Here is a 26,317-nt window from a genome sequence, read left to right as displayed (position 1 = left end):
CGTATTCACCTCTGTAGGCTATTTCTTTTTCTTCTTTTCCTTTTCGGGCAACTCCGCCAGAAAGTGCTGCACTCTCGCTGCTACCACGAATTGTTTCGCTCCGCGCTCAATCGTCAACTTGCGCTCCTGCCCTGGCGTTCCTCCTAGCGTGTTCCATACCTGTCCCAGGGTCGACCCGCCTACCGGAATGCCATCAACCGCGATGAGATGATCGCCCGCCTGCACGCCGTCCGGCTCTTGCGGCACCGAGGGCTGGCCCTCATACTCCGGTGCGCCGAGTATCGTGAATCGCCCATCGTCCTCCGGCCGCAACGTCAGGCCAATGACGTCAAACTCCGGAAAACTAAACATCCTTCCGAACTCGAAATAAACGGTCGAGTGCGCGTAGTCGAGGCCGATTCGATAGTTGAGCAGCGCGTTTGACCCGAGCAGCCCCGCGTCAGAAGCGCCCGCTGGCTTTTCGAGAAAATCGATGTACGTTGTGGGCATCGCGACGACCGGGACTCCGGTAAGAAACAGCGGACCAAACTGCACGCGATCCAGGCGCATCAATTTCCATTTCGTTTCATCGTCGGCGCCCCAAATGTTGGCCGAACCCACCGTACCCGTCATGTGCGGCCAGTCGGCGTGAGCAGCGGCGAGCTTGTCGAACAGATCATCGGAAAGAAAACTGACGCCTGCGCCCAGGTCGAGCGCCAAAGTGTATTTCTTTTTTTCGATCTGGCTTGGAACCTGTATCAGCCCGTTCTCCGCATTGATCAACGCTTTGCAGTTCTGCCCTCGAAAATGAATCGTCCCGGGAGCGCCGATCGAAAATTTGTGGCCGGGAAAATCAATGAGTACATCGTAGTGGCGCAGAATGCTCGACGGCAGATTGATCTCGACGCTCATACCCGCAGCCATGACAGATTCCGTGCCATGCGACCTGAGCGGGACTCGGGCTTGCTTCACTGCGGCGAACGAAATTTCCATCCCGCCAATTACGACCTCGCGCGGCGGCGACGCGAAACATTTCTGTCCGTCGCAGCTGTAGCCTCCCACAAGATCTGCAATGTGCTCCGACATATAGAGATCGGGATTGCCATTGTCCACCCAGGCATGAACCGTCTGCATAGAGCCGTCATGCAAGGGAACCTGAACGTCAATGATCACGCGATTGTGGTCGATAACAGCTGGAATCGTGACTGACTTAGGCTCAAGCAGCGAGGTGGGATTGGTTTGCGCAAAACCGAATGTACAAAGCAAGAAGAGTGCGAAGGAAGCCGCTGCAAACCTCATCTTCGGATTGTAACGCGACGCGAGCGCCCGTTTGCGAGCCGGAGCCATCCTAAGGGAGCTGATTTTTCGCCGGCGAAGACCGACGTTTCTTCTCCTGTATAATCACGAGTTTGACTCGCGCGTCGCGTGAGCGTTCTGGAGAAACGATTGGCGCAGGCGGAACTCGGAATCATCGGCGGCAGCGGGCTGTACTCCATGCCTGGACTGACCAAAGTGAAGGAGGTGCGGCTGAAGACTCCGTTCGGCGCGCCTTCCGACGCCTACGTCTGCGGGGCGCTCGAAGGCCGCAAAGTCGCATTTCTCGCGCGTCACGGACGCGGACATCGCATCCTGCCGAGCGAATTAAACTTCCGCGCTAACATTCACGGTTTCAAGCAACTCGGCGTCGAGCGCATCGTTTCAGTTTCCGCAGTCGGTTCGCTAAAGGAAGAGCATCGGCCGCTCGACTTCGTCATCCCCGACCAATTCTTCGACCGCACCCGCCATCGCATCGATACTTTTTTTGGAGGCGGCGTGGTGGCGCACATCGCGTTCGCAGATCCGGTTTGCGGAGAGCTCGCGGCCGTAGTCGAGTCTGCGTGCAAAAAAGCCGGTGTGGTCGCCAAGCGCGGCGGCACTTACGTGTGCATGGAGGGCCCTCAGTTTTCCACCCGAGCCGAGTCGAACGTCTATCGCAGCATGGGCGCGGACGTGATCGGCATGACGAACTTGCAGGAGGCCAAACTCGCGCGCGAAGCCGAACTCTGTTACGTCACCGTCGCCATGGTGACCGATTACGACTGTTGGCATCCGCATCACGATTCCGTCACCGTCGATCAGATCGTCGCTGTGTTGCTGAAGAACGCTGAGAATGCGACACAAGTTGTTCGCGAGTCCGTCGCCGCCATGCCGCATGGTCGCTCGTGCAAATGCGCTTCGGCTCTGGCCCACGCGATATTGACCGATCCTAAGAAGATTCCTGCCGCAACGAAGAAAAAGTTGAAACTGATTCTGGGTAAGTACGTAAAAACAAGTGGATAGTGATCAGTGGCCAGAACAAGCTGCAAACTGCTGCCCCGAGTCGCTGACCACTATTCTGGAGTTCCATGAGCATTCTCGTAGTCGGTTCGGTTGCTTTCGATGATGTCTCGTCGCCCTCGGGCGCTGTCAAGAATATTCTGGGCGGCGCGGCCACGTACTTCGCGCTGGCGGCCAGTTATTTCACGAAAGTGCGCGTCGTGGCCGTCGTCGGCGAGGACTTCGGTCCCGAGCACGAGCAGGTATTCCATCAGCACGGCATCGATATCGGCGGCCTGGAACGGGCCAAGGGCAAGACCTTCCGCTGGGGAGGGACCTATACCGAGAACCTCAACGAAGCCAAAACCACGTTCACCGACCTGAACGTCTTCGAGACTTTTCAGCCGCGCATCCCCGAGCAATATGAAGACACCGGATTCCTTTTTCTGGCGAATATTCAACCGACGTTGCAAGCCGACGTGCGCCGCAAGATGAATGGCGTGCGCCTGACCGGCTGCGACACCATGAATTATTGGATCAAAGGCGCGCTCGCCGAACTCAAAGAGACATTGAAACTAGTGAACGTGTTGCTGATCAACGACACTGAAGCTAAGATGCTAGCCGGCGAAACCAACCTGCCGCGCGCCGCGAATAAAGTGCTGGCCATGGGTCCGCAGGCGCTGGTTATCAAGCACGGCGAATACGGTGCGACCATTTTCTTTCGCGACGGCGCGTTCGGCATTGGCCATCACGCTTTTCGAGCGCCCGCGTTGCCGATCGAAGAGGTGAAAGATCCCACCGGCGCAGGCGATTCCTTCGCCGGCGGATTCATGGGCTATCTCGCGTCCCAAGAAGAATTGAATCGCGAAGTCCTGAAGCGCGCCCTGTTTTACGGCGGCGTCATGGGATCGTTCGCCGTCGAGCGCTTCGGCACCGAGCGCTTGCAGTCCTTGACCCGCGAGGAGATCGACGCGCGCTTTGGGGTCTTTCGGGATCTCACTCACCTGGAGTAGGGTCTTAGATCGTCAGTCGTCAGTCGTCGGTCGTCGGTTTTAGGCGCCACGGCGTCTTTGCTTATTTAAGACCGAAGACTCGCAACGCCGATCTTCATGCCTAAGCCGGCAAAAATCGCACCACCCGCGTCTCCCTGGGATTCCGAGACCCGGCTGCTGGCCTGGCTAGCGACGTGCGTTTCTGTTTTTTCGTTCCTGTTTTATTTCAAGTACGGCGATGTCCTGCTCTACGGCGACGCCGTCGCCCACATCAACATCGCGCGCCGCGTCTTCGACTCAAAAACGCCGGGTCTGCTGCAACTTGGAACCGTATGGCTTCCGCTGCCGCACCTGCTGATGATTCCTTTTCTGCTCTCCGACGAGATGTGGCGGCGTGGACTCGGCGGCTCCATTCCCTCCATGGCAGCGTACGTCTTCGGCGTAATCGGAATGTTCCGCCTACTTCGCGCCACGCTGTCCCGCAATTCGTTCTCCCACAGCCCGCTTCCCGACAGCCAGGCACTGAACGCGTCCCCGCGCTTGGCCGCTTGGATCGGTGCACTGATGTACGCCGCGAATCCCAATCTGATCTACATGCAGACTACGGCCATGGGCGAGTCTCTGTATCTTGCATTCTTTGTTTGGGCGATTGTTTATCTCAGCGAGTTTGTTCGCGGCGACGCCAAGGCTCTGACAAAGTGCGGCCTCTGTCTGGCAGCGGCTTGCCTGACCCGCTATGACGGATGGTTCTTAGCCGCGGTCGTTGCAGGTACTATGTTTGCCGTGTTTTCGCATAACGTATTCGCGAACAGGCCCACCCTGCAAATTCCGCGAGCGGCGATCACCAGGTTCGTATTGCTCGCAGCCGCAGGCCCGGTGCTTTGGCTCGCCTACAACGGAATTGTCTATCGCAATCCGCTCGAATTCGCCAACGGCCCCTACTCCGCCAGAGCGATCGAACGACGGACGCAGACCGCCGGCTATCAAGGACATCCCGGCGGCGGCAACCCGTTACTAGCGGGAATGTATTTTCTGAAATCGGCGGAAGCCGACGCAGCCGCGAACGAATGGCTGGGTCGCGGCTGGATTTTAGTCGCAGTCGCGGGCGGAATGGCGGCGGTTTTGAGCGATCGCCGCAAATCGCGAGATGCTGCCTCTCCCGGCCCTTGGCCGCTGCTCCTCTTGCTTGTCCCGGTGCCCTTCTACGCGTTATCGGTGGCCTATGGGGGAGTTCCAATTTTCGTCCCTGCCTGGTGGCCCTTTGCCCATTACAACGTTCGCTACGGATTGCAATTGCTTCCCGCTTTCGCGGCCGCTCTGGGCATCCTGGTTTATCGAGTCATAGTGTATGAGCACTGGAGGTATCGCTTTCGTCTCGCATGCGTTATGGTTTTGCTTGCATTCGTCATCGCCTGCTATGCGACAATTTGGCATAGCGGTCCAATTTCGTTGGAAGAAGCGCAGATCAATATGCGCTCGCGCCATCAACTGGAAACTCAACTCGCATCCTGGCTCGAAAAGCTCCCCCCCGATTCCACTCTGCTGATGTATCTGGGCGATCACGTCGGCGCGGTTCAGCAGGCAGGCATCCCGCTCAAGCGAGTGATCAACGAAGGCAATCATCGTCCATGGAAACAACCCTCCGATCCCGACGGTCTCTGGGAGCGGGCCCTGGCCGATCCAGCGCGCTATGCCGATTACGTCATCGCCTTCGAGGGCGATCGCGTTTGGCAAGCCATGCAGTCGCGCCATCTTCCCGAGCTTGTCGAAATTCATGTTACCGGGCAAGCTCGCGGTATCCTCTACCGAGCGCGGTAATCACGCCGGTTAACGCACCGGCGCCCTGCTGCAATGATAGAATCCGGCCATTGGAAACGCGCTTCGGCGTCGCAATGACACCATGAACTGGCAAGACTTGATCGGCCGATTGCACAGTGAGATGGCCAGCGGCATGGTCGAAAGCTCGCTGACGCGGCTCATTTTGGCTGCAATTCTCGGCGGCCTCATCGGCCTGGAACGCGAGTTCAAGCATCGCGCCGCGGGCTTGCGTACCAACATGTTCATCTGTTTCGGCGCAGCCATGTTTACGCTTCTGTCGCAAAGATTGGCGGGCATGCCGTCCGATGCGGCGCGCATCGCCGCCCAGATCATTCCCGGCATCGGCTTCATCGGCGCCGGTTCCATTCTCCACACTCGCGGACTCACTACCGGACTCACTACCGCCTCCACGTTGTTCGTGGTCGCCGCAGTCGGAATGGCTGCCGGCGGTGGCCTCTATCTCACCGCCATATTCGCCACCGGCCTCGCCCTGCTGGCGCTTTTTTCCCTTGGCCATCTCGAAGAAACTTTCAATATCAAGTTATTGCAGACAAGCTATGAGGTAACGGGCGCGACGGTCGACGAGATCAGCAATGAGGTCAATCGCATACTTGAAACTCACCACCGCATGATGCAGAACGTGCTCACCGGCAACACCCCCCAGCATGTCCGCCTCCAGTTTGATGTTGACGGTTGTAACCGCGAGCAAAAACTATTATTTCAGCAACTCAAAGCTTCGACGGTACTGCTGGGTGTGACCTTTCTCGGCCGGGTGGATCACGAGTGAACGCGACCGTCCGCACGATTCCATTTGTAAAAGCCTCCGCCTGCGGCAACGATTTCCTGCTGATCGATGGCGCGCTGGCGCCGGAAGATATTGGCGCTTTCACGAAACGCATTTGTGACCGCCATGAAGGCGTGGGCGCCGACGGGGTCGAGTGGATGGTTCCTCACTTTACTGCCGATGTGGAGATCCGCCTGATCAACGCCGACGGATCGCCCGCCGAGATTTCCGGCAACGGAACGCGCTGCGTGGCGGCCTATGTGTGCGCACAACTGAGCAAGGAACGCATTTCGATCCTGACCGGAGCGGGACTGAAGATCTGCGCGCTGACCGCTCGGCGAGATTCTGAATACGAATTTGAAGTCGAGATGGGCGAGGCCGTGGTAGCGAATGAACTCGTTCTTAAATTCGATAGCGGCGAGGTGCGGGGGGGGCCGCAACGAGAAGTCCGCGGCCTCCCAGTATCGATGGGCAATCCGCATTACGTAGTTTTCGTTCGCGAGTTCGCGGCGAATTGGCCGGCGCATGCCGCGGAAATCCAGCGGCAGCCGCACTTCCAGCAGGGGGTGAATGTCGAATTTGTCGCCGTCGATGGCAATCATGACGTGAGATCTCGCTTCTTCGAGCGAGGCGTCGGCGAAACCCGATCCTCCGGCACCGGTTCGTGCGCGGCGGCAGTCGCGGCCATGGCAACCGCACGAGCCGACTCGCCAGTCAAAGTGCACGCCCCCGGCGGCACGCAAACCGTACGCACCATGGGGAGTAAAGTGTTCTTGCGCGGCCCGGCCCGGCTCGTGTGCCGAGGCGAATTCTTTTTGAACTGATCGGTTAACCGCTCGCCACTCATGTCTTCTTCGCAAATTCAGCGCGTGAAACCGCCAGCGCTTCGCCCCGGAGATACCGTGGGCATCATTGCGCCGGCCAGCAATGTTAAGGCGTCTGAACTGGAAGCGGGATGCGAAGCTCTCCGGCAAGCTGGATACAAGCCGTTCTACTTCGATTCCATTCTCGAGAAAGACCTTTACTTCGCAGGCTCGCTTATCCGTCGTGTTCACGAACTCCAGGAGATGTTTTTGAACGATGATGTCAAAGCAATCATCTGCGCGCGCGGGGGATACGGCTCGAATTATCTGCTGCGAGAGCTTGATGTTGAGAAGATAAAGACCCATCCCAAAAGTTTCGTCGGCTACAGTGACATCACAAGCCTGTTGACTCATTTTTACGACGGCGCCCGTCTCGTAACTTTTCATGGCCCCATGCTCGCGAAAGACTGGGCTCACCAAGGCGGAGTCGATATGGCCTCTTGGCAGGCGGCGCTCTCCGGCGCAACGCCCTGGGACGTTCCTCTCAACCCGGAAGCCAGCGGCTTATCCGACGGAGAAGCCGAAGGCATTTTATACGGCGGCTGCCTTTCTATCCTCGTCGCATCTCTCGGCACCCCCTACGAAATTAAAACTGCCGGCACAATTCTCTTTATCGAAGACGTCGCTGCCAAACCATTTCAGATCGACCGCATGCTCGTACAGTTAAAGTTGGGGGCGCATCTCAATGCCGTGCGCGGCATCGTCTTCGGAGAAATGCTGGACTGCGTGCAGGGCCCAAATCTTCAAACTGGAAATCAAGGTTACACTTTGCAGGAGGTCATCATGCGAATCGTCGGTGACTTGGGAATACCGGTCGCCTTCGGCATAAAGTCGGGCCATGTCACTTCGGGCAACATCACCCTTCCTTTCGGAGTGCATGCAAGATTGTCGGTGCGCGGCGGGCAGGTGGCTTTGAGAATAACGGAATCCGCAGTCAGCCTGTGATGAGTCCCGAGATACCCGCGATGCGGAAGAGCATTCACGATGCGGAGGAAGCAGGATTCGTATCACGGTATGCCTTCAGGCATACCGACGCGTCCAAAGAATCGCTTGCGCCTTCAGGCGCGGTTGCAAGCAAGCGAAAGAAATGAACGACAAAAAACACATTCACCTGATCGGCATCTGCGGTACGGCCATGGCCTCGTTGGCCGGAATGCTTAAGCATCGCGGTTTTCACGTCACCGGTTCTGACGCCGCGGCCTATCCTCCGATGTCAGATTTTCTTCGCGGCTTGGACATTCCTGTAGCGCAGCCGTTTGCCGCCGCGAATCTCGATCCTCGTCCCGACCTCATTGTTGTCGGCAACGCCATGTCTCGCGGCAATGTCGAACTCGAGCACGTCCTCGACGCGCGCATTCCCTTCGTTTCCATGCCGCAGTTGCTGCACGACGAATTCCTGCGCGGTAAAGAAGTTCTGGTTGTCGCCGGAACCCATGGCAAGACCACGACGACTTCGATGCTGGCCTGGATCTTTCACTCCGCCGGATTGCAGCCCTCGTTCCTCATCGGAGGCATCGCCGAGAATTTTGGCTCCAGCTTTCAGCTCGGCTCCGGCAAGCATTTCATTTTGGAGGGCGACGAATACGACACTGCTTTCTTCGACAAAGGTCCAAAATTCCTCCATTATTTTCCCGATTCCGTCATCCTGACCTCTATCGAATTCGATCATGCCGACATCTATAAAGATCTCGACGCTGTGGAGACGGCCTTCAGGCGCCTGGTGAATCTGATTCCGCGCCGCGGACGCATCATAGGTTTCGACGGATTCGTGGGCGAGGCTGAAGCGGGATCGAACCAAGCCAGATCGAATAACGAGAGTTCCAGCCTGGAGCGCTGCCTGGCCAACGCCTTCTGTCCCGTCGAACGTTACGGCGCCGGGCTCCGCGCCAATTGGAAAATCACGAACCTCCGACTTGAATCCACGCGCACCACGTGGACCCTGCTCCGCGACGGCCAGTCTTGGGCCGACTTCGAATTCGCACTGGCCGGCGAATATAACGTTTGGAACGCAACCGCGGCTGCCGCACTGGCGGCGTCATGTGGCATTCCGAGGGCAGCCATCGCCGCCGCCTTGAAAACTTTCAAGAGCGTGAAGCGCCGCCTTGAAGTGAAGGCGCAAGTAAACGGCATCATTATCATCGACGACTTTGCGCATCATCCCACGGCGATTGCGGGCACTCTGAAAGCGCTGCGCGCGCGTTATGCGGGCTCGCGGTTGTGGGCCATTCTCGAGCCCCGTTCGAACACCTTGCGCCGCCGCGTGCTGCAATCGGATCTCGCACACAGCCTGGCCCAAGCCGACGAAGTGATCGTCGCGGGAGTCTTCCGCTCCGAAGCCATCCCAGAAAATGAGCGCCTGGAATTACCCGCGCTCGCGGCCGAGGTCGAACGCAACGGCCGCCGCGCACGTCTCGTCGCCGACGCGGATTCAATCGTCGAGGCCATCGCGCCCGAGATGCGCAGCGGCGATGTCGTGGCTATCCTTTCCAACGGCGGCTTCGGAGGAATCTACGAAAAGCTTCCGGCCCGCCTGCGCGAACTGGCAGGGAAGCGATGAGGATATTCCTTTTGCGCCGTAGATTGTTGACCCTGGTTGGTGCGGCGCTGTTCGCCATATCGTCGGTTGCGGTCGCGCAATCGGTTTCCCCAACCAGATACACGATAACTCTGGCCTCGCCCGAGCAGCATTTAATAGAGGTCCAGATCATCCTCCCCGCGGGCCTCGCCGAGCGCGAACTTCAGCTTCCGGTTTGGAACGCTCTTTATCAGATTCGCGATTTCGCTCAATACGTGAACTGGGTGCGCGCCAAAGATCGCTCCGGTCGTCCTCTCTCGGTCGTCGAACTCGACAAGAGTCGCTGGCAGATCAATGGCGCTGCCGGCGGCGCAATCGTCGAATACCAGATCTACGTCGATTCCCCCGGACCCTTCGGCGCGCAACTAAACCCGCATCACGCATTCCTCAATCTCGCGCAAATTCTCATGTATGCCGTGGACGCACGCTCGACTCCGCTGACCGCGCGCTTCGCTCACATTCCCGAGGGATGGAAAATCGCCACTCCACTGGAATCTTCGAATGCCAGCGAATTCACCGCCGCAAATTACGACCGCGCCGTTGATTCTCCCCTGGAGATCGGGAACTTTCAGGAATCGGACTTCGATGAAGTTGGCGGCCATTTCCGCATAGTCGTCGACGCCGACCCCGCCGACTACGACATGGCAAGAATCGTTGCCGACTTACATAAGATTGTCGCGGCTGCCACCAGTTGGATGAACGACCGCCCCTTTGACACCTACACGTTCCTCTATCACTTTCCCCGCGGCCCTGCCGGAGGCGGCATGGAACACGCCTATTCGACGGCCATCGAGCTGAACGCGAATTCGATGAAGAATTCGCTCGATTCTCTCACCGGCGTAACTGCGCACGAATTCTTCCATCTCTGGAACGTCAAGCGCATTCGCCCGCAAACCCTTGAACCCGTCGATTACACCAAAGAGAATTACACGCGGGCTCTCTGGTTCTGCGAAGGCGTTACCAGCACTGCGGAAGGCATTATTCAACTGCGCGCCGGACTGCTCGACGAAAAGCAATATCTCAATCGCCTCGGCGAACTGATTACCGAACTCGAACGCCGCCCTGCGCGCCTTACTCAGTCTGCTGAAGAATCGAGCCTCGACGCCTGGCTCGAGGGCGACGGATATTACCGCCGGCCCGAACGCAGCATTTCTTACTACAACAAGGGAGAGTTACTCGGAGTCGTGCTCGACCTCGCGGTGCGCGACGCCAGCCACGGGCGCGCGTCTCTGCGCGAAGTGCTGCAATGGATGAACGATAACTATGCTAAGAAAGGCCGCTTCTTCAACGATTCCGCCGGGGTGCGCGAAGCCGCCGAGGCTGTCAGCCACGCCGACCTCGCTTCGTTCTTCGCGAAGTACGTCGCCGGAACCGAAGAGATTCCCTGGGACGATTTTTTTCGTCAAGTCGGTCTGCGCGTGGAAGCCGTTCCAAACGCCTTGCCCGACGCCGGTTTTATCGCCTCCCGGAACTTCGACGGTCCCATGACAGTGGCCGCGGTCACGCCGGGCAGCGATGCCGAACACGCCGGGTTACAGGTTGGAGACACCATCGTCGAGTTGCAAGGCAAGCCCGCGGGACAGGAGTCGCGCCAGGAATTATCTCGCATGAGTCCTGGCGATAGGCTAGTCGTCAAAGCTAGATCGCGCCGTGGAGCTGAGCGCGAACTCAGATGGAAAATCGCCAGCCGCCAGGAAATTTCCTACGCGGTGAAGGACCTTAATCAAGTTTCGCCCGTTCAGGGAGCGCGCCGCGCCGCCTGGCTGAAAGGCGAAGCACAGTCCGAAGCCATCGAGCGCGGAACCGCGCCCGGCGCCGAAGCAAAAGGGTCCATAGCAGGCGCAGAAGCAAGAGGGGCTAGTAATACAAGAGGGGTTAGTAATAAATGATCCGCACGATCTTGATGCTGGTCTTCTGGGCGTTGGCCGCTCCCTTGGCCGCGCTCATCGGATTCCCGGCCAGCTTCATCATGGGCGACGTCCGCGTCTTGTATCGCCTCTTCATGTGGGGCGCATGGGCTGGCGTCTGGATCACGGGGGTTCGCGTCCAGACTATCGGACTCGATGGATTCGACCACTCCCGCAGCTACGTCTTCATGACGAATCATGTTTCCAACCTCGACCCGCCCATTCAAATTCCGCTGATCCCCCGCCGCACCTCGGTCATGGTGAAAAAGGAATTGTTCAAAGTTCCCATCCTTGGCCGCGCCATGCGCATGGGATCGCTCGTCCCCGTCGATCGCGGCAATCGCGACGCCGGCATTGAAGCCGTGCGCGCCGCGAAGGCCGTCGTCGATCGGGGCATCAACATGACCATCTACGTCGAAGGCAAGCGCTCCTTCGACGGCAAACTTCTCCCCTTTAAGAAGGGCCCGTTCTATTTGGCGGAGGAATGCGGAGTTCCCGTAATCCCCATGACGATCGTCGGCACGCACTCCTCCATGCCCAAAGCCAGATTCGCTATCAAGCCGGGCCTGGTAACAGTGATTTTCCATCCGCCCATCGAGCCCAAAGATTTCGGCAGTCGCGAGTGCCTCATGGAAAAAGTGAGAGCCGCCATCGACAGCGGATTATCGAAAGAATGCCGCCAGGGATCGTCCGCAGTTCCTCCACCCATCGAAAACAATGGCGAGAATAATAACCAGGAACGTGGAGGCCCGGCCTACGTCTAAAAGTCTTTTGCCAAGTTCTACTCCTTGATCCTCGTGCCCGCTGTGGTTATTGTTCTTTCTTCTTCTCCCGCACCGCTCGGGCAATCTCCGGCAGCCGCGGCAGGATCGCCGAATATTTTAGCCACAACTTATGATCCACCGCAGGAGCGCCGCTCACCAGCGCCTTCGCCGGGACGTCCTGCGCCACTCCGCTCTGCGGCGTCACAATGGCGTCGTCGCCGACTTTGCAGTGCCCCACGACGCCAACCTGTCCCGTAAGAATCACCCGGTTCCCGATCTCCGTCGACCCAGCGAGGCCGACCTGGGAGCACAGCAGCGCATCCTCACCCACAGTAGACCCATGACCCACCTGCACCAGATTGTCGACTTTTACTCCGCGCCCAATACGCGTCTCCCCCAGGCTCGCCCGGTCAATGCAGGAATTCGCCTGGACTTCGACGTCATCCTCTATCACGACCGGCGCCGGCTGCGGAATCTTGTGCCAGCGTCCCTCCGCCGTTTTCGCGAACCCAAAGCCGTCCGCGCCGATCACCACGCCGTTCTGCAGCAGGACATTGTTTCCGATGCGGCAGTCCTCGCGCACAACGGCATGAGCGTGCGCCCAAAAATCGTCCCCAATCTTCACCCCGCGATAAATCACCACATGCGCCAGAAGCACCGCATTCGCCCCAATCTCGACGTTTTCGTCGATCACCACATAGGGCCCAATATGCGCTCCGACCCCAATCCGCACATTCGCATGAACAACCGCCGTCGGATGTACCCCGGGCGCATAACGCAGAGGCTCATGAAACATCCCCAGGGCTCGCGCAAACGCCAGGTAAGGATCCTTCGCCCGCAACATGGCCGCCGGTATGGCAGGGAAGTCCTCCCCCACGATGACGGCCGAAGCCCGCGTAGTCCGGGCCGCCCCCGCATACTTCGGGTTGGACACAAACGTAAGGTCCCCAGGCCCGGCCTGTTCAATCCCGCTAAGACGGGTGATTTCCGTGTCCGAAGAACCGTTTTCCAGACGAGCATTGAGGGCAGAGGCGATGACAGAAAGTTTCATGGAAAATAAGCGACGACGGATAGATCGTACACTAGCGACTTGAAGATGCCGGCCGACGCGAGCCCGCCTCACCTTTTGGAGGTGCTATTCCGGTACGTACTAGTGTGTCTGTCGGAAATCCGAGTCGAATGGCATACTGACCGAAATCCAAAACACGAATGGAGGGTTTATGACGAGCAGGATTGCAAGCCTTTGGGCGACCTTCGTTCTGCTGGCTGCCGCCTTCGCAACGGCGCAGTCGTCTTACACCATCACCGACATCGGCGTGCTTAAGGGCGACAACGAAAGCAGCGGCTTTTGGATCAATAATTCCGGCGAGGTTGTCGGCTGTTCGGACACCGAAACCACCTACGGCTATCCTTGCACCGGCCTGGTCGCGGGGCAGCACGCTTTCTCGTGGACCAAGAGCGGCGGCATCAAAGATCTCGGGACGCTCTCCGGCGCCACAGTCAGCGGCGCGGTCGGCATTAACGACTCCGGCACGGTCGTCGGGTATTCCAACGTGGAGGGCCAACTGTCCACCAACTTTGTCGCGGTGCAGTGGTCGTCGACCGGCGCTATGACGAATCTAGGCACGCTTTGGGGAGGCGCTTCCAGCGCCGCCTTCGCCATCAATTCCGCAGGCGAAGTGGCCGGAGATTCCTTCCTCAGCAGCGGCCTGGTCGACGCCACCACATGGACCAGCAAGAAGATCCAAAACATCGGCGCCTTGTCGGCCGCGATCTTCAGCGCGGGACTCGCCATCAATAAGAGCGGCGAGGTTGTCGGCGAATCCGTCTTTGGCTACGGGCCGCCGTTTACCTCACATGGCTTCCTCTGGCAAAATTCCGTTCGCAAGGATCTCGGCACGCTCCCGGGCGGCGTCACCAGCATGGCCAACGGCATCAATACGTCGAGTGTGATCGTCGGCCAGTCTGATGGCAACAGTACCCGAGGCCTGTGGCATGCTGTGCTGTGGAACGCTTCCGATCAGATTCAGGACCTCGGCACGCTGCCTGGCGGCACCTACAGCATCGCCTTTGCCGTGAATGACTCCAGCGTCGTGGTCGGATACGGCAACATCTGGGACAACGCCGCGCACGCCATGATCTGGACGTCCACCGGTGGCATGCAGGACCTGAACGATCTCATCTCCTCCGGTTCGGGATGGGTGCTGGCCAGCGCCAACGCCATCAACAGTTCGGGCCAGATCACCGGCTACGGGACTAAAGGCGGCAAGAATCATGCCTTTCTGCTGACGCCGAAGTAGGGACGTCGGTCGACATTCAGCACTTAGCATTCAATACTTGGCATTCAGCAATGACAATATGGGGACAGCGGCCTTCGACTGTCCGGCGGCCCGGGTGTACCGGCTCCACTCTGCTCTGACGCCGGCCATTTTGTATCTCGAAAAAATCTAAAATATTGGCTGTGCGAGGAGAGCGACTGTGTGCCACATTGGTCGGTGCTTGCACCGGATCTTCCAAGAGCCGGGCGGACGAATGCGTCCGCCGCTACGCGGGTATTCTTAGTCGTCGACCTAATTATTCCTCGAACATGGGGACCTGGCGCTGGTCTTCGGAGGCGCGGCGTTGGCGGCGGGTGGCGCCAATTACCGCCAGCACTGTCAGCGACTCCAGGGCAGTTCTTGGGACGAAGATACGCTGCGTGTTCGCGCGCTGATCGGGCGGGTTTACCAGGAATCCTTCTGGCGTCGTTTGGGTGAGGTCGGCGGGCATTAGGGCTTCGAGGATTTCGCTATCTTTGAAGCGAAGGCGGACCCAGAGGCCTTCGGAGCGTGGGCGCGTGGTGAAAGTCTTGCGGGTGAGGGATTCGGCTTCGCCGAATTCGCGGACAAAATAGACTCCTTTGATTTCGCGCAGGTCGATCGAGATGACCGTGCCGGCGGTGTTCAGGAGTTCGAGTTTGCCCTCGTTCACGAACTGCGATGGAGAGACGTAGCCGGAGACGCTGTCGCGGTCCATCTTGCGGACGATCACTTTTTTGTGGGTCGACGGCATAAAAGACAGCTTCCGGCTTCCGCTATCCGGCTTTAGCCTTCTGAAACAGGTCGATTAGATCGTGCGCGGACAGCCAGAATCAAATTTGTGCTGGAAGGATACGGTTTCCTATTAGGACCGGAAGCCGGAAGCCGGACAGCGGAAGCCGATCCTGATTCTCGCACCTTTTTCTGCGAAAACTGACGGAATCTGCCTTGGCAGTAGCCAAAATGTAAACGTTGTGTTATTTTCTTAAGCTTGCCACCAAGTTTCAGTTCGGCATAAGTACTTTATATTAAGCCACTTGCATTCGAGTGGCTTAGGGGGCGGATCAGATCGTCCTCAAGGCTGTGGAAATCTTGTGGAAAGCGGGGGTTTGGCCTAGGCTGATCTAGTTGGGCTGAACTTGGCTGGTGGAGTTAGGCGTTGTATGGTTAGGCTGGTTCGGCCCTCCCCCGGGCGCGATCATCAGGCGATCGCCTCGTCGGAAAGTTCCTGGACAGCCGCTTGAAAGCGAATGGCTGACTACATTTATACGATGGAAATCCGGCTGACGCCGGATCAACTGAAGGGCGTGGGGCTGGTACAGGATGTAGCCCGCGCCGCGGGATTGAATCTCTACCTCACCGGCGGAGCCATCCGCGACATCATCAGCGGGTTTACCATCCGCGATCTGGATTTCACAGTTCAGGGAAATCCTCTCAAGCTGCAAAAAGACCTGGAGAAGGCCGGGGCGAAGATCACTGCGGTCGAGGAAGACATCCGCACGATTTTTATTTCGCTGCCGGGAAACGCGCGCGCGGAAATCAGCATGGCGCGCACCGAGAAGTTTGAGAAGACGGGCAAGCCTCCGATTGTGACGCCAGCGACGATTCATGACGACTTGCGGCGGCGCGACTTTACGGTCAACGCGATGGCGCTCTCGCTGAATGAAGGCTCGCGCGGGCTACTGCTCGATCCCTTCAACGGTGTTGCGGACATCGAAGGCAAGGTGATCCGCATTCTGCATAATTATTCTTTTCTGGAAGACCCGTCGCGGCTGATTCGGGCGACGCGCTTTGCGGCGCGCTTTCACTGGCCGCTGGAAGAGCGGACTCAGGCACGCTACGACGCCGCGAAAGAAGGCAAGTACATCGACCACATTCTACGCTCGTCAATCGGTCATGAGATTGCGGCGCTGGCGCATGAGGACGATCCGCTGCACGTCGTGAAGATGCTCGAGAAGGAGGGCTGGCTCGAGGTGTTTCACGATCACTGGACGGCTGCCAAGGTCGACGCCAACGGCATTACGCAGTTGATGAAGACGCGGCAGCAGATGGTCGATCTGGGATACGCTCCCGATGCCGGGCCGGCGGTGATGTATTTTCTGACGGCGCATTTTTCGGATAAAGACGTTGCCGATATTCAGCGGCTGATTCCACGCAAGGATCTGGTGGAGGCGTGGCGCGACATCGAAGATCACGCCAAGGAATTAGCCAAGCGGCTGATGGGGAAAGAAGCGGCGACGCCGTCGCGGACGTGGCAGTTGCTGTCGTCGGCGCGTCCGGAGATGGTGCTATTTCTGGCGGTGACGGCGAAGCAGCAGTCAGTGGAGCAGAAGATTAAGAATTATCTGACCAAGTGGCGGCAGGTGCAGCAGAAACTTCCGTTGCCGGAGATGACGGAGTTGCTGATCACGCCGCAGTTGCCGGTGTATCCGAAGCTGGCGCATGATGTGTTTCTGCTGCTGCTCGATGGGAAGCTGCGTTCGCGCACCGAGACGCTGAAATATCTGAAGCCGTTCGCACCGCCTCCGCCGCCTCCGCCCCCGGCGCCGAGGCGCGGACGTGCCGCGAAGGCAGCTGCGGAAGCTGCCGCAGCAACGCCGGGGAAGCCGGGGCCGAAAGGGAAGAAGGGGAAGGCGGCTGCGGTTGTTGCTCCGGCGCCTGCACCGGTTCCAGCAGTGAAAGCGGAACCGAAAGGGAAGGCGGTGAAAACAAAAACGTCGCCTGCCCCGGCGAAAGCTGCTCCGAAGCCGGCTCACAAGCCCGCAGCCAAACCTGCGCCGAAGAAGGCAGCGCTCAAAACGAAGGGGAAGAAGAAGCGCTAAATCTTCGATAGATTTCGAACGAGAATCTGTCGCGAGCACCTAGGTTTCAGACTGCAACATTCTGCATCTTGACTCGCTGGGCAGACGGAATGACAATGTCACGTTCCTGGCTGCCGAGCCATCCGTCCCCACCGGCAGTCAACCCGGGCCATGCTGTTTCCAACTCGAGGCCACCTCACATGAAGTTCAGCAGCTTCGTCTGCCTGTTGCTTCTGCCTACTGCGCTTTTCGCGCAATCGAAAGCGATTCCGTCAGCCAGCCCACCGCAAGGGGCGCCGATTTTCTCGGGCGCGTCGCGGATGTTGCTTTCCTCATCGAACGGGATCTCCCGCGTTTCATCGACCCCCGCACTACGGCCGCAAATGTCGGGGTTAGGCTTTGCGAACGCTGCCGTCTACGGCTCGAACGGCGAAAATGCCTATGCGCTAGCGATAGCGGATGTGAATGGCGACGGCAAGCCTGACCTAGTTGTGGCGAACGGTTTCGGCGGGGACAACGGCGACGGCTTAGTGGCTGTATTTTTGAACAACGGCGACGGAACCTTCGCGGCGGCGGTGACATTTGACTCGGGCGGCTTTCAGCCTCTTTCTGTGGCTGTCGCTGATATCAACGGCGATGGAAAGCCCGACATAATAGTGGCGAACTGCGGTATTGGCACTGGCGGGTGCATTGGGCTAGAGGGCGGTGTCAGTGTGCTTATAGGCAACGGCGATGGAACTTTTCAGACCGCGGCGGCCTACAGTTCGGGCGGACAGATGGCTGAGTCAGTGGCCGTGGCAGATGTTAACGGCGATGGCAAGCCCGACATCATCGTGGCGAACCAATGCCAGAGCAGTACCAGCTGCAATGGCACGGTCGGCGTGCTTATAAGCAACGGCGATGGAACCTTCCAATCCGCGGTCACCTATGGGTCCGGTGGAAACGACGCTGAGTCGGTAGCCGTGGCAGATGTAAACGGCGATGGCAAACCCGACTTGCTCGTGGCAAATTACTGCCAGCTTAATGCTTGTACGGGAACGGGATTGGTAGGGGTCCTATTGGGCAACGGCGATGGAACCTTCCAGACAGCGGCTACCTACAACGCGGCGGTCCAGTCGGTGGCTGTGGCGGATGTAAACGGTGATGGCAATGCCGACCTCCTGGTGGCCGGAGCTAGTTCGGTAGGCGTCCTACTGGGCAATGGCAACGGAACTTTTCAGCCGGTAGTGAGTTACGGCTCGGGCGGATTCGATGCTTGGTCTGTCGCTGCGGCGGATGTGAATGGAGACGGTAAGCCTGACCTCGTGGTGGCAAACTACTGCGCGGACAGCAGCTGTAATGTCGAGAACAATTCGGATAGCGTCGTTGGCGTTCTGCTGGGCAACGGTGACGGAACCTTCCAGACCGTCGTTACATTTAGCTCCGGCGGATACTATGATTTTTCGATAGCGGCGGTAGACGTGAACGGAGATAGCAAGCCGGACATCGTGGTAGCGAACATCTGTTACAGCAGCAGCAGCTGCGCTAATGGTTCGGCAGCAGTTCTGATTAACGCCAGCCTCGGGACTACAACAGCGGAAGTCTGGTCCTCTCCGAATCCATCTAACAACGGCCAGACCGTGATTTTTACCGCCTCTATTTCCTCGCTCGGGTTCAAAATCACGCCGACGGGCACGGTAACCCTCTTCGACGGCACCACAAGCCTGGGCAGCTCCTCTCTGAACTCCAGCGGAGTCGCGACACTCTCGACTGCGGCTCTCACGATCGGAACGCACAGCATTACAGCATCTTACAGTGGAGACTCGAATTTTTCCTCGAGCACTTCCTCGGTCTTAAGCCAGGTCGTGCAGGGAGCGATTGCGCAGCTTTCGACGACGACTCTCACCTTTGGCAACGAGACCGTGGGGATGACGAGCCTTCCTGCGGGCTTTACGCTCACGAACGCTGGAAACACGAACCTGGTCATCACATCCATTGGCATTACGGGGGCGAATAGCGCCGACTTTGCTGAGAGCGGCACTTGTGGGAACACGCTTGTGCCGGGTCAAATTTGTTCATACAGCGTGACCTTTACGCCCACCGCGACAGGTACGCGAACCGCAACGCTGACTTTTACGGACAACGCTTCCAATAGTCCGCAATCGATTGCTCTAAGCGGAATTGGCGTGCTGCCCGCAGTGACGCTCTCTCCTACGAGCCTGACATTCGCGACGCAGGTTGTGTTTACGAGCAGCAAGGCTCAGACCGTCACGCTCAACAATACCGGACTCGGAATCCTCAACATCTCGAAGATTGCCATTACGGGACCGTTCACCGAGACGAACAATTGCGGTTCGACTGTGAACTCCGGCAGTGGTTGCACGCTGAATGTAACCTTCAAGCCCAAAACATCGGGTGTACTGACCGGTTCTCTGTCCATTACTGACAATGCTTCGCTGAGTCCGCAAAAGGTTCCGCTGAAGGGCACGGGAACAGATGTGCAACTCACGCCTGCGAGCCTAAATTTCGGCAATCAGCCGGTGGGTACGAGGAGTTTGCCAAAGAAGATCACACTGAGCAACAAGGCGAGCGTGGCGATTAGCGTTACGAGCATTTCGATCATCGGAGCGGATGCCGGTGATTTCGCAGAAACCAATACTTGCGGCAAGAGTGTAGCGGGGGGAGCAAGTTGTGCCATTACTGTAACCTTCACGCCTTCGGCGAAGGGAAGCCGCTCGGCGTCGGTTTCGATTGTCGACAATGGCGGTGGGAGTCCCCAGAAGGTTAGTTTGGCGGGAACCGGGACTTAGCTCGCGGGCTCTGGGTCAGCGCTGCCGATTGCGCGCATTCGCGCGCAACCCCGGACCGGGGCGTCCAGGGCTCCACGCGCGATTTCTTGCCAATACTTGTTCGAACAAACTCTTACAAACGAACTCTTTAGGGGGTCGTGACCGAAATGGTGCCGACATGGTCGGATCCTATCTGCGAACCATCGTCAGTGTACTGCTGACCAAAATATGTGGCCTGAACAGTGGCCGACGAAGTGTCGCCACTAACGTGGTACTGAGAGCTATAGGTCGCAGAAGTGGAGTTGCTTTCTGTCGTCCCTGATTCGCTGTAAGTTTTGGTCGGGGTCCAGGTGACCGTAATGACTCCGCCCGCATAAGGATTGCAAGTGTAGTTCAGGAAGGCATCGGCGACGCAATACTGCAACTGCAACCCGGCGGCATTGGTATCGAGGTTGAGGCCTAGACTGGTTTGTCCGTTTCCCGAGACCATGCTTGACGGAACTTGCCCAACCCCTCCGATCATCGTTTGATTGCCCTGACTGTCCTGACCGTAAATTGTGATGTAAACAAACCAGGTGGTCGTCCCCTGGTCCTTACCAGACGACAACGTTATCAGCGCGAGGCTCGAACAATTGTTCAGGCAGGTAGTGGAATAGGCGTCTACTCCACTCACTTCGAACTTATATGTGGTAGAAGCATGAGCGTTGGCTGTGGCGATCAGCATTACCAGCGCAGCCAGCGAGGATAGCAAGACTGATTTCTTCATGGAACATGCCCTCTCTACGAAAAATATTTACAAATGAAATTAAACCGAAGCGGCATTGTCGGATTCCGACCTACGGATTGGTGATCTCCACCGTGCCTGAGTGCGAGGTCCCGAATTGCGCATTTCCGTCGACGAACTGCGTCCCGAATGCGTTGGTTTGCGCAGTCGCCGAGGAAGTGTCGCTTTGCAGATTCAAGTGGACCGTGAAGTTACCGAAAGTCGTTTGGTTCTGTTCGACCGAGTGGTTGGAGTAGTTGCTGGTAGTGTTAAAGGTCGCGGTGATGGTTCCGCCCTGGTAGGGATTGCAGGTGTAGTTGTAATACTGGTCGGCGACACAATACTGCACCTGTAAGCCGGCCGCGTTGGTGTCGAGAGCGAGGGTCAGAGTGTTCTGTTGATTGCCTGAAATCATGCTTGCCGGAACGGTGCCCGAGGCCGAGATTGAGGTGGGATTGCCGGAGCTATCAGTGCCGAAGAGTCCGAAGGTGACCATCCACGTTGTGGTGCCGCCACTCTGATTGCTGTAGAGGATCAGATAGAGACTGCTTGAACAATTGGTGGTACAGGTCATCGTCGTGGCCGACGTGCCGTTGACTTGGTTGGCGGATGCATAGGCAGTGCCGCCTGCAAACACCGCTGCGAGTGCGACTGCCAAGGACCACAGAACTAACTTTTTCATCGGGGAAATACCTCAGTTGGAGTTTCAGATGGAGCGTAGTTTCGATGAGGGCCGTGCAATTAGGGGTTGTTCCGGTGGCTCGTATTCATAAAATCTTAACCTGAATACAGGGGGACCCTTCGAGGAACTCGGGGCTTTCCTTTAGAGCAGAGCGTTTAGATCGCGCTGCGAGGAAAAGCAGGTTCCGTCCACTACGCTCTCGTTCGCTTGTTGTTTGACACGGTAACTATTGCGCGATTACCGGCCTATGTCATAGAGATATCGCCGATTATAAATTCCTAGAAGTCGGTCAAACAGGCCTATACTAGGGTTGTATGCGTCGCTTGGCCCCCATCGCGGCGTTCGCCCTTGTGCTGGCTCTACCCTTGTGGGCACAGCATGGCGGAGGTCATGGCGGCGGTGGCGGCGGCCACGCCGGCGGATTCGGCGGGCGTGGCGGGTTTAGCGGCGGTGGCGGGCACGTTTCCCCAGGGGTACACTCCGGTTCCGGCGCGGCGCGCGCCTTCACTCCTCCTTCTTCTTCCCGCGCTTATTCGCAACGCGGATTCTCGAACCGTGGATTCTCCAATCGAGGAATTACCAGCCGCGGCTTCCGGCATGACGGATTCCGGGGCAACCGCTTTCGCATTCGCACATACGGATTCAACAATTACTGCTACGGATTTCCCTGCCGCGGAAGTTATTATCCGTGGGTCTATGGTGGATACTACGATCCTTACTGGTGGTGGGATTCGGGTTCTGACGACGACAGCTACGATCAGGATGTAGCGGCGGCTGCTCAGATGAACCGCGACAATCTGGAAGAGCAGCAGATGCTGCGCCAGGAAGAATCCGACGGCGACCAGGATGCTTACGCGATTGCGCCGCGCGCGCCCCGCGCGTTTCGACCTGGAAACGCGCAACCCGGTAATAGTCAACCGGCGGGCGCGGCAATGATGTCCGACACCGTCCTAGTATTTCGTGATCAGCATAAACAGGAAGTCAGTAACTACGCGATTGTCGGGCAGACCTTGTGGAACTTCGCTCCGGGACATACCCAAAAAATTCCGTTGAGCGATCTCGACCTGCCGGCGACGACCAAGGCGAATCAGGATGCGGGCGTGACGTTTCGCGTGCCGGGGTCCGCGGGCGAAGGGCAATAGGGACGAGGAGCAATGCGCGAGTGTTGCGTCGCACGGACCATTGAAGTATCAACCTGACGTACCAACCTTAGGATCGCGCACCGAAAAAGCAAAGTGAAGGGCGGCGGACAGGAGTGGACGCCCTACATGACTGCGCCGTTTACCGCGCCGTTTCCCCGTTCGCTGCATCGAATAGGCCATTGACACCATCAACATTCTCTTTTCGCCGTCGAGCTAGTACGTTGGAATCAAGCGTTTTAGGTCATGTTCTATGGGCTATGGGGAACCTGGTGCAATACGGGGTCGAATGCGGAAGAACCGTGCCCGAATGCTAAAATAAATGAATACTCAACTATGCCTTTAAAAACACTGTTTCTGAATCCTCCATCTTTTGAAAACTTCGACGGAGGCGCCGGCTCGCGATGGCCCGCCACCCGCGAGATTGAAAGCTTTTGGTACCCAGTGTGGCTGGCTTATCCGGCGGGGATGCTGGAGGGGGCGCGGTTGCTGGATGCGCCGCCGCACCACGTGTCGGGCGAAGAGACGATCAATATCGCCAAGGAGTACGAGTTCCTTGTGCTGTTTACTTCGACGCCAGGATATCCGGGTGACATTCTTTTGGCGCGGGCGATCAAGCAGGCGAACCCTAAAATCAAGATTGCGTTCGTGGGACCGCACGTTACCGTGCTGCCGGAGAAATCGTTGCGCGATTGTCCCGAGCTTGATTTCATTTGCCGCAAGGAATTCGATTACTCGGTGGTCGACTTCGCCAAGGGCAAACCGCTGGCGGAGATTCCCGGCATTTCTTATCTACAGGACGACAAGATCGTGCACAATCCCGACGCGCCGCAGATTCAGGATCTGGATGCGCTGCCAAACGTGACCGAAGTCTACAAGCGGGATCTGGATGTAACGAAATATAACGTACCGTTCCTGCTTCATCCTTATGTGTCCTTGTACACTACGCGCGGCTGTCCGGCGCAGTGTACGTTCTGCTTGTGGCCACAGACGCTGATGGGCCATCCGTGGCGGAAGCGCTCGACCGATGACGTGGTGGCTGAAATGGCCAAGGCCAAGCAGATGTGGCCGGACGTGAAGGAGTTTTTCTTCGACGACGACACTTTCAATATTCAGAAGGCGCGCACCATTGAACTTTGCGCCAAGTTGAAGCCGCTGGGGCTGACATGGTCGTGCACTTCGCGCGTCACCACCGACTTCGAAACGCTGAAGGCGATGAAAGAAGCGGGATGCCGGCTGCTGATTGTCGGGTACGAGTCGGGAGACCAGCAGATTCTGAAGAACATCAAGAAAGGCGCGACCATTGAGCGTGCGCGCCAGTTTACCAAGGACTGCCACAAGCTTGGCCTGGTCGTCCACGGCGACTTCATCATGGGTCTGCCGGGCGAGACGCATGAGACGATCAACAACACGATTGCATTTGCCAAAGAACTGGACGTGGAAACCATTCAGGTTTCTGTGGCGCACGCCTATCCCGGTACGGAGCTTTACGACTACGCGGTGAAGAATGGCTTCATGGTGGGCGACAACAAAATGGTGGACGAAGGCGGACATCAGTTGGCGCACATTCAATACCCGGGGCTGCCCGCCGACGACATTTTGTCGGCCGTGCATCGCTTCTATGACGAGTATTATTTCCGACCGAAGGCGGTATTCCGCATTTTGCGGAAGGCGGCGTTCGACAGCAATGACCGCAAGCGCCTGTACAAAGAGGCCAAGACGTTTCTGAAGCTGCGGCATGCCCGCAACAAAATGGTGAAGAAAAACCACGACGCGGCCGGAGCGGCGGAGCCGGTAAAGGCATAGAGGCAAGGTCTCAAGTTGCAGCGTTTTCGATGTTTCAAGGTTTTGCCAAGCGGGAACCCCGGAGTATGGACCTTGAGACTGTGAAACGTTGCAACTTTGCCACTTGAAAACTATCTATATCTTCAGTGAGCCTGCGTAAGTATCTGGTGCTGGCTGGCGTGACCGTCTTTGCAGCGGCTGGCGACTCCATGCTTTCGCATGGAATGAAACAGGCCGGCAACATTTCCCTCGATCACCTCCAAGGTGTCGTGCTGGCAGTGCTCAATCCCTGGGTCGCCGTCGGCATTGTTTTACTGCTTGCCTTTTTCGCTTCCTACATGAATGCGCTGTCGTGGGCAGACCTCACATATGTATTGCCGGCGACGTCGCTGGGCTATGTCCTGCTGGCGCTGTTGGCAAAGTTTGCGCTGCATGAGCAGGTTAGCCCCATGCGGTGGATCGGGATTGTGCTCATTTCCGGCGGAGTTGGATTTGTCGCCGGCGGCCCGGCGCTCACCGAGCCGGAAGCGGGCGCATCTTCGCCTTCCCCACTTCTTGCAAAAGAGGCGAGTAGTGATGCCCCCAGGGTTGACGTGCCGACGATTTCCGGGGTGAAGCGATGAAGCATCTCTATACCTGGGCTGCGATCGTGGCGGTGGCTTCGGCTTCGGTGGTGGGGGATATTCTACTGGCGCGGGCCATGAAGCAGGTTGGAGACGTCCATGCGTTGTGGAGCCAGTCAGGTTTGTGGGCGGTGATCCGGCGCACGTTGGGCAACTCTAATTTCTTTATGGGTGTAACTGCCATGGCGTTGGCGTTCTTCAGCCTGCTGTTTGCATTGTCATGGGGCGAGGTGAGCCTGGTCGCGCCTGCGGCTGCATCGCTCACGTTTATTGGAAACGCCTTCGCGGCTAAAATCTTCTTGCATGAGAGGGTGGACCGGCGGCGCTGGATTGCCGCCCTGCTTGTGGCGGCGGGAGTTGTGCTACTGGCGGGGTAGGGTTTGCGACGTGCGAGTTATCGCGTGACCGTTCCGGACGGCGCAAAATAGCGAACTGTTACATCATCCCCGATGTGTGAGATTCGAGTACGCTGCCCGCTGCGCTTGGTGAGGCGTCCATCCGGATATCGGTCGACGAATGTTCGCACGGTGACGTCATTGCCGACATCGTCGGCTTGAGTCGGCGCTGTCCGCACTTTCCTCGGCTGGGTCTGCGCAGAAGTCTGCGCAGGTCCAACAGGGTTCGACGAGACCGACGCAGTCGCGGCGGCGAGCATGGCCTTTCCCGCGGGTGGTTTCACGATGGATGACTGAAGCTCGATCGCGTTTGTGATGTTGGCAGCCGGTAACTTCGGGGATGGGACCATCTCAGAGGGAGTCGATCTGGCAGAGGAGCGCCGGATGGGATTGGGCCGCTTGTAGATCAACTGGAGAGTCAAAGCGAGTACTACGGCAATCACCGCAGCCGGGGCGGATTGACGCAACAGATTAGACCGGTTCAGGTTAGGTCTGTTCAAGCTAGGCCAGTGCAGGTTGGGCCAGTTTAGGTTCCGGGTTCGTCGTGCGAAACCCGAAACGAGGGTTGCCCGACTTAATTTCAGGCGCCAGTTGGGTAACCCAATAATCTTTTTTCGCTGCTTTCGTTGCGCAGTCGGTCGGGCGGGACTCGCAGCAACGGATTTCCAGCTTAGGTTTGGCCGGCGAATCGCCCCGTTCAGATTCCTGGCTCGTCGCATGAGCCCGTCAGCGAATTCCTTCAGCGTGAAGTTGCGCCAGGCGTTGGGCCAGTGAAAGGATTGAGCTCGCCGTACAATCCCGGTCGCAACGGTTGCCGGCGCGATGTTTCGCCGCCACCGCCGCGCTGGTTGCGAGGCTACAGAAGGAAGGGGGGCTGGAACGAAATCCGGCTCACGGTCGCGCGGGGTGACGGCTCCTGCCCGCCTCGCGAGCATTGTAGCCATGCGCGCTAGTTGCCTGAGTCCCGGCAAGTTGATCATGTCCACCAGGACAAATCGGCAACGTGCATAAAACGAATACTGATTTTGCGGGAGCATCGAGAATACGGGAACAGAGTTCTGTTCTTCGTTCACGCCGGAATCGTTCA

Annotated in this window: 22 protein-coding genes; 16 read left to right on the top strand and 6 right to left on the bottom strand. The window is 58.0% G+C overall.

Annotated features, from left to right (window positions below; all coding sequences use genetic code 11):
• Window positions 1-18 precede the first annotated feature (18 nt).
• Window positions 19-1,278 (bottom strand): aspartyl protease family protein, encoded by a 1,260-nt coding sequence (locus VGM18_05785; protein ID HEY3972494.1) that lies wholly within the window; start codon window positions 1,276-1,278, stop codon window positions 19-21.
• A gap of 147 nt (window positions 1,279-1,425) precedes the next feature.
• On the opposite strand from VGM18_05785, the gene mtnP reads away from it, so the two are divergent.
• From mtnP to VGM18_05740, 9 genes are all read left to right on the top strand, one after another.
• Window positions 1,426-2,298 (top strand): S-methyl-5'-thioadenosine phosphorylase, encoded by an 873-nt coding sequence (gene mtnP, locus VGM18_05780; protein HEY3972493.1) that lies wholly within the window; start codon window positions 1,426-1,428, stop codon window positions 2,296-2,298.
• A 65-nt stretch (window positions 2,299-2,363) separates the two neighbouring features.
• Window positions 2,364-3,287 carry a PfkB family carbohydrate kinase gene (locus tag VGM18_05775; GenBank protein ID HEY3972492.1) on the top strand — a complete coding sequence of 308 codons (924 nt, stop codon included), beginning with the start codon at window positions 2,364-2,366 and terminating at the stop codon, window positions 3,285-3,287.
• A 96-nt stretch (window positions 3,288-3,383) separates the two neighbouring features.
• Entirely contained in the window at window positions 3,384-5,084 is a 1,701-nt protein-coding gene (locus VGM18_05770; protein ID HEY3972491.1) for a hypothetical protein, read from the top strand.
• An 82-nt stretch (window positions 5,085-5,166) separates the two neighbouring features.
• Entirely contained in the window at window positions 5,167-5,871 is a 705-nt protein-coding gene (locus VGM18_05765; protein HEY3972490.1) for an MgtC/SapB family protein, read from the top strand.
• Window positions 5,868-6,692, top strand: a complete 825-nt coding sequence (gene dapF, locus VGM18_05760; GenBank protein HEY3972489.1) for a diaminopimelate epimerase — start codon at window positions 5,868-5,870, stop codon at window positions 6,690-6,692. Before VGM18_05765 ends, dapF begins: the two co-directional genes overlap by 4 nt.
• Window positions 6,693-6,713: 21 nt before the next feature.
• The gene (locus VGM18_05755) at window positions 6,714-7,676 is read left to right on the top strand and encodes an LD-carboxypeptidase (GenBank protein ID HEY3972488.1); all 963 of its coding nucleotides are present in this window, start codon (window positions 6,714-6,716) and stop codon (window positions 7,674-7,676) included.
• A 142-nt stretch (window positions 7,677-7,818) separates the two neighbouring features.
• Window positions 7,819-9,288, top strand: a complete 1,470-nt coding sequence (gene mpl / locus VGM18_05750) for a UDP-N-acetylmuramate:L-alanyl-gamma-D-glutamyl-meso-diaminopimelate ligase (GenBank protein HEY3972487.1) — start codon at window positions 7,819-7,821, stop codon at window positions 9,286-9,288.
• An 11-nt stretch (window positions 9,289-9,299) separates the two neighbouring features.
• Window positions 9,300-11,195, top strand: a complete 1,896-nt coding sequence (locus tag VGM18_05745; protein ID HEY3972486.1) for a hypothetical protein — start codon at window positions 9,300-9,302, stop codon at window positions 11,193-11,195.
• Complete coding sequence (locus VGM18_05740) at window positions 11,192-11,977, top strand: lysophospholipid acyltransferase family protein (protein ID HEY3972485.1); 786 nt, start codon at window positions 11,192-11,194, stop codon at window positions 11,975-11,977. The genes VGM18_05745 and VGM18_05740 overlap by 4 nt, the downstream gene beginning before the upstream one ends.
• Window positions 11,978-12,023: 46 nt before the next feature.
• On the opposite strand, the gene lpxD is transcribed toward VGM18_05740, so the two are convergent.
• A complete protein-coding gene (lpxD, locus tag VGM18_05735) occupies window positions 12,024-13,028 on the bottom strand; it encodes a UDP-3-O-(3-hydroxymyristoyl)glucosamine N-acyltransferase (GenBank protein ID HEY3972484.1) in 1,005 nt (334 codons plus the stop codon).
• A gap of 169 nt (window positions 13,029-13,197) precedes the next feature.
• On the opposite strand from lpxD, the gene VGM18_05730 reads away from it, so the two are divergent.
• On the top strand, window positions 13,198-14,277 hold the full coding sequence (locus tag VGM18_05730) for a hypothetical protein (GenBank protein HEY3972483.1): 1,080 nt from the start codon (window positions 13,198-13,200) through the stop codon (window positions 14,275-14,277).
• 274 nt (window positions 14,278-14,551) lie between these two features.
• On the opposite strand, the gene VGM18_05725 is transcribed toward VGM18_05730, so the two are convergent.
• Entirely contained in the window at window positions 14,552-15,028 is a 477-nt protein-coding gene (locus VGM18_05725) for a hypothetical protein (protein ID HEY3972482.1), read from the bottom strand.
• Between the two features lie 496 nt (window positions 15,029-15,524).
• Here VGM18_05725 and VGM18_05720 point away from each other — a divergent pair, with 496 nt between their 5' ends.
• Complete coding sequence (locus tag VGM18_05720) at window positions 15,525-17,096, top strand: CCA tRNA nucleotidyltransferase (protein ID HEY3972481.1); 1,572 nt, start codon at window positions 15,525-15,527, stop codon at window positions 17,094-17,096.
• A 179-nt stretch (window positions 17,097-17,275) separates the two neighbouring features.
• Window positions 17,276-19,864, top strand: coding sequence for an FG-GAP-like repeat-containing protein (locus VGM18_05715; protein HEY3972480.1), 2,589 nt, complete (start codon window positions 17,276-17,278; stop codon window positions 19,862-19,864).
• Window positions 19,865-19,991: 127 nt separating this feature from the next.
• Here the strand turns inward: VGM18_05715 and VGM18_05710 are convergent, their stop codons facing one another.
• Together VGM18_05710 and VGM18_05705 are read right to left on the bottom strand one after the other, a co-directional pair.
• Entirely contained in the window at window positions 19,992-20,609 is a 618-nt protein-coding gene (locus VGM18_05710) for a hypothetical protein (protein ID HEY3972479.1), read from the bottom strand.
• 70 nt (window positions 20,610-20,679) lie between these two features.
• The gene (locus VGM18_05705; GenBank protein HEY3972478.1) at window positions 20,680-21,288 is read right to left on the bottom strand and encodes a hypothetical protein; all 609 of its coding nucleotides are present in this window, start codon (window positions 21,286-21,288) and stop codon (window positions 20,680-20,682) included.
• A 314-nt stretch (window positions 21,289-21,602) separates the two neighbouring features.
• Between VGM18_05705 and VGM18_05700 the strand changes: the two genes are divergently transcribed.
• The 4 genes from VGM18_05700 (at window position 21,603) to VGM18_05685 (ending at window position 25,212) form a co-directional block, all read left to right on the top strand.
• Complete coding sequence (locus VGM18_05700; protein HEY3972477.1) at window positions 21,603-22,430, top strand: hypothetical protein; 828 nt, start codon at window positions 21,603-21,605, stop codon at window positions 22,428-22,430.
• A gap of 333 nt (window positions 22,431-22,763) precedes the next feature.
• On the top strand, window positions 22,764-24,233 hold the full coding sequence (gene hpnJ / locus VGM18_05695; protein ID HEY3972476.1) for a hopanoid biosynthesis associated radical SAM protein HpnJ: 1,470 nt from the start codon (window positions 22,764-22,766) through the stop codon (window positions 24,231-24,233).
• A gap of 125 nt (window positions 24,234-24,358) precedes the next feature.
• Complete coding sequence (locus tag VGM18_05690; protein ID HEY3972475.1) at window positions 24,359-24,835, top strand: EamA family transporter; 477 nt, start codon at window positions 24,359-24,361, stop codon at window positions 24,833-24,835.
• Window positions 24,832-25,212 (top strand): EamA family transporter, encoded by a 381-nt coding sequence (locus VGM18_05685; protein HEY3972474.1) that lies wholly within the window; start codon window positions 24,832-24,834, stop codon window positions 25,210-25,212. The genes VGM18_05690 and VGM18_05685 overlap by 4 nt, the downstream gene beginning before the upstream one ends.
• Window positions 25,213-25,229: 17 nt before the next feature.
• Here VGM18_05685 and VGM18_05680 read toward each other — a convergent pair whose 3' ends face one another.
• A complete protein-coding gene (locus tag VGM18_05680; GenBank protein HEY3972473.1) occupies window positions 25,230-25,697 on the bottom strand; it encodes a hypothetical protein in 468 nt (155 codons plus the stop codon).
• Between the last annotated feature and the right edge of the window lie 620 nt (window positions 25,698-26,317).

Source organism: Candidatus Sulfotelmatobacter sp. (genome assembly GCA_036500765.1).
Taxonomy (GTDB): Bacteria; Acidobacteriota; Terriglobia; order Terriglobales; family Acidobacteriaceae; genus Sulfotelmatobacter.
This window is presented reverse-complemented; position numbering and strand designations above follow the sequence as displayed.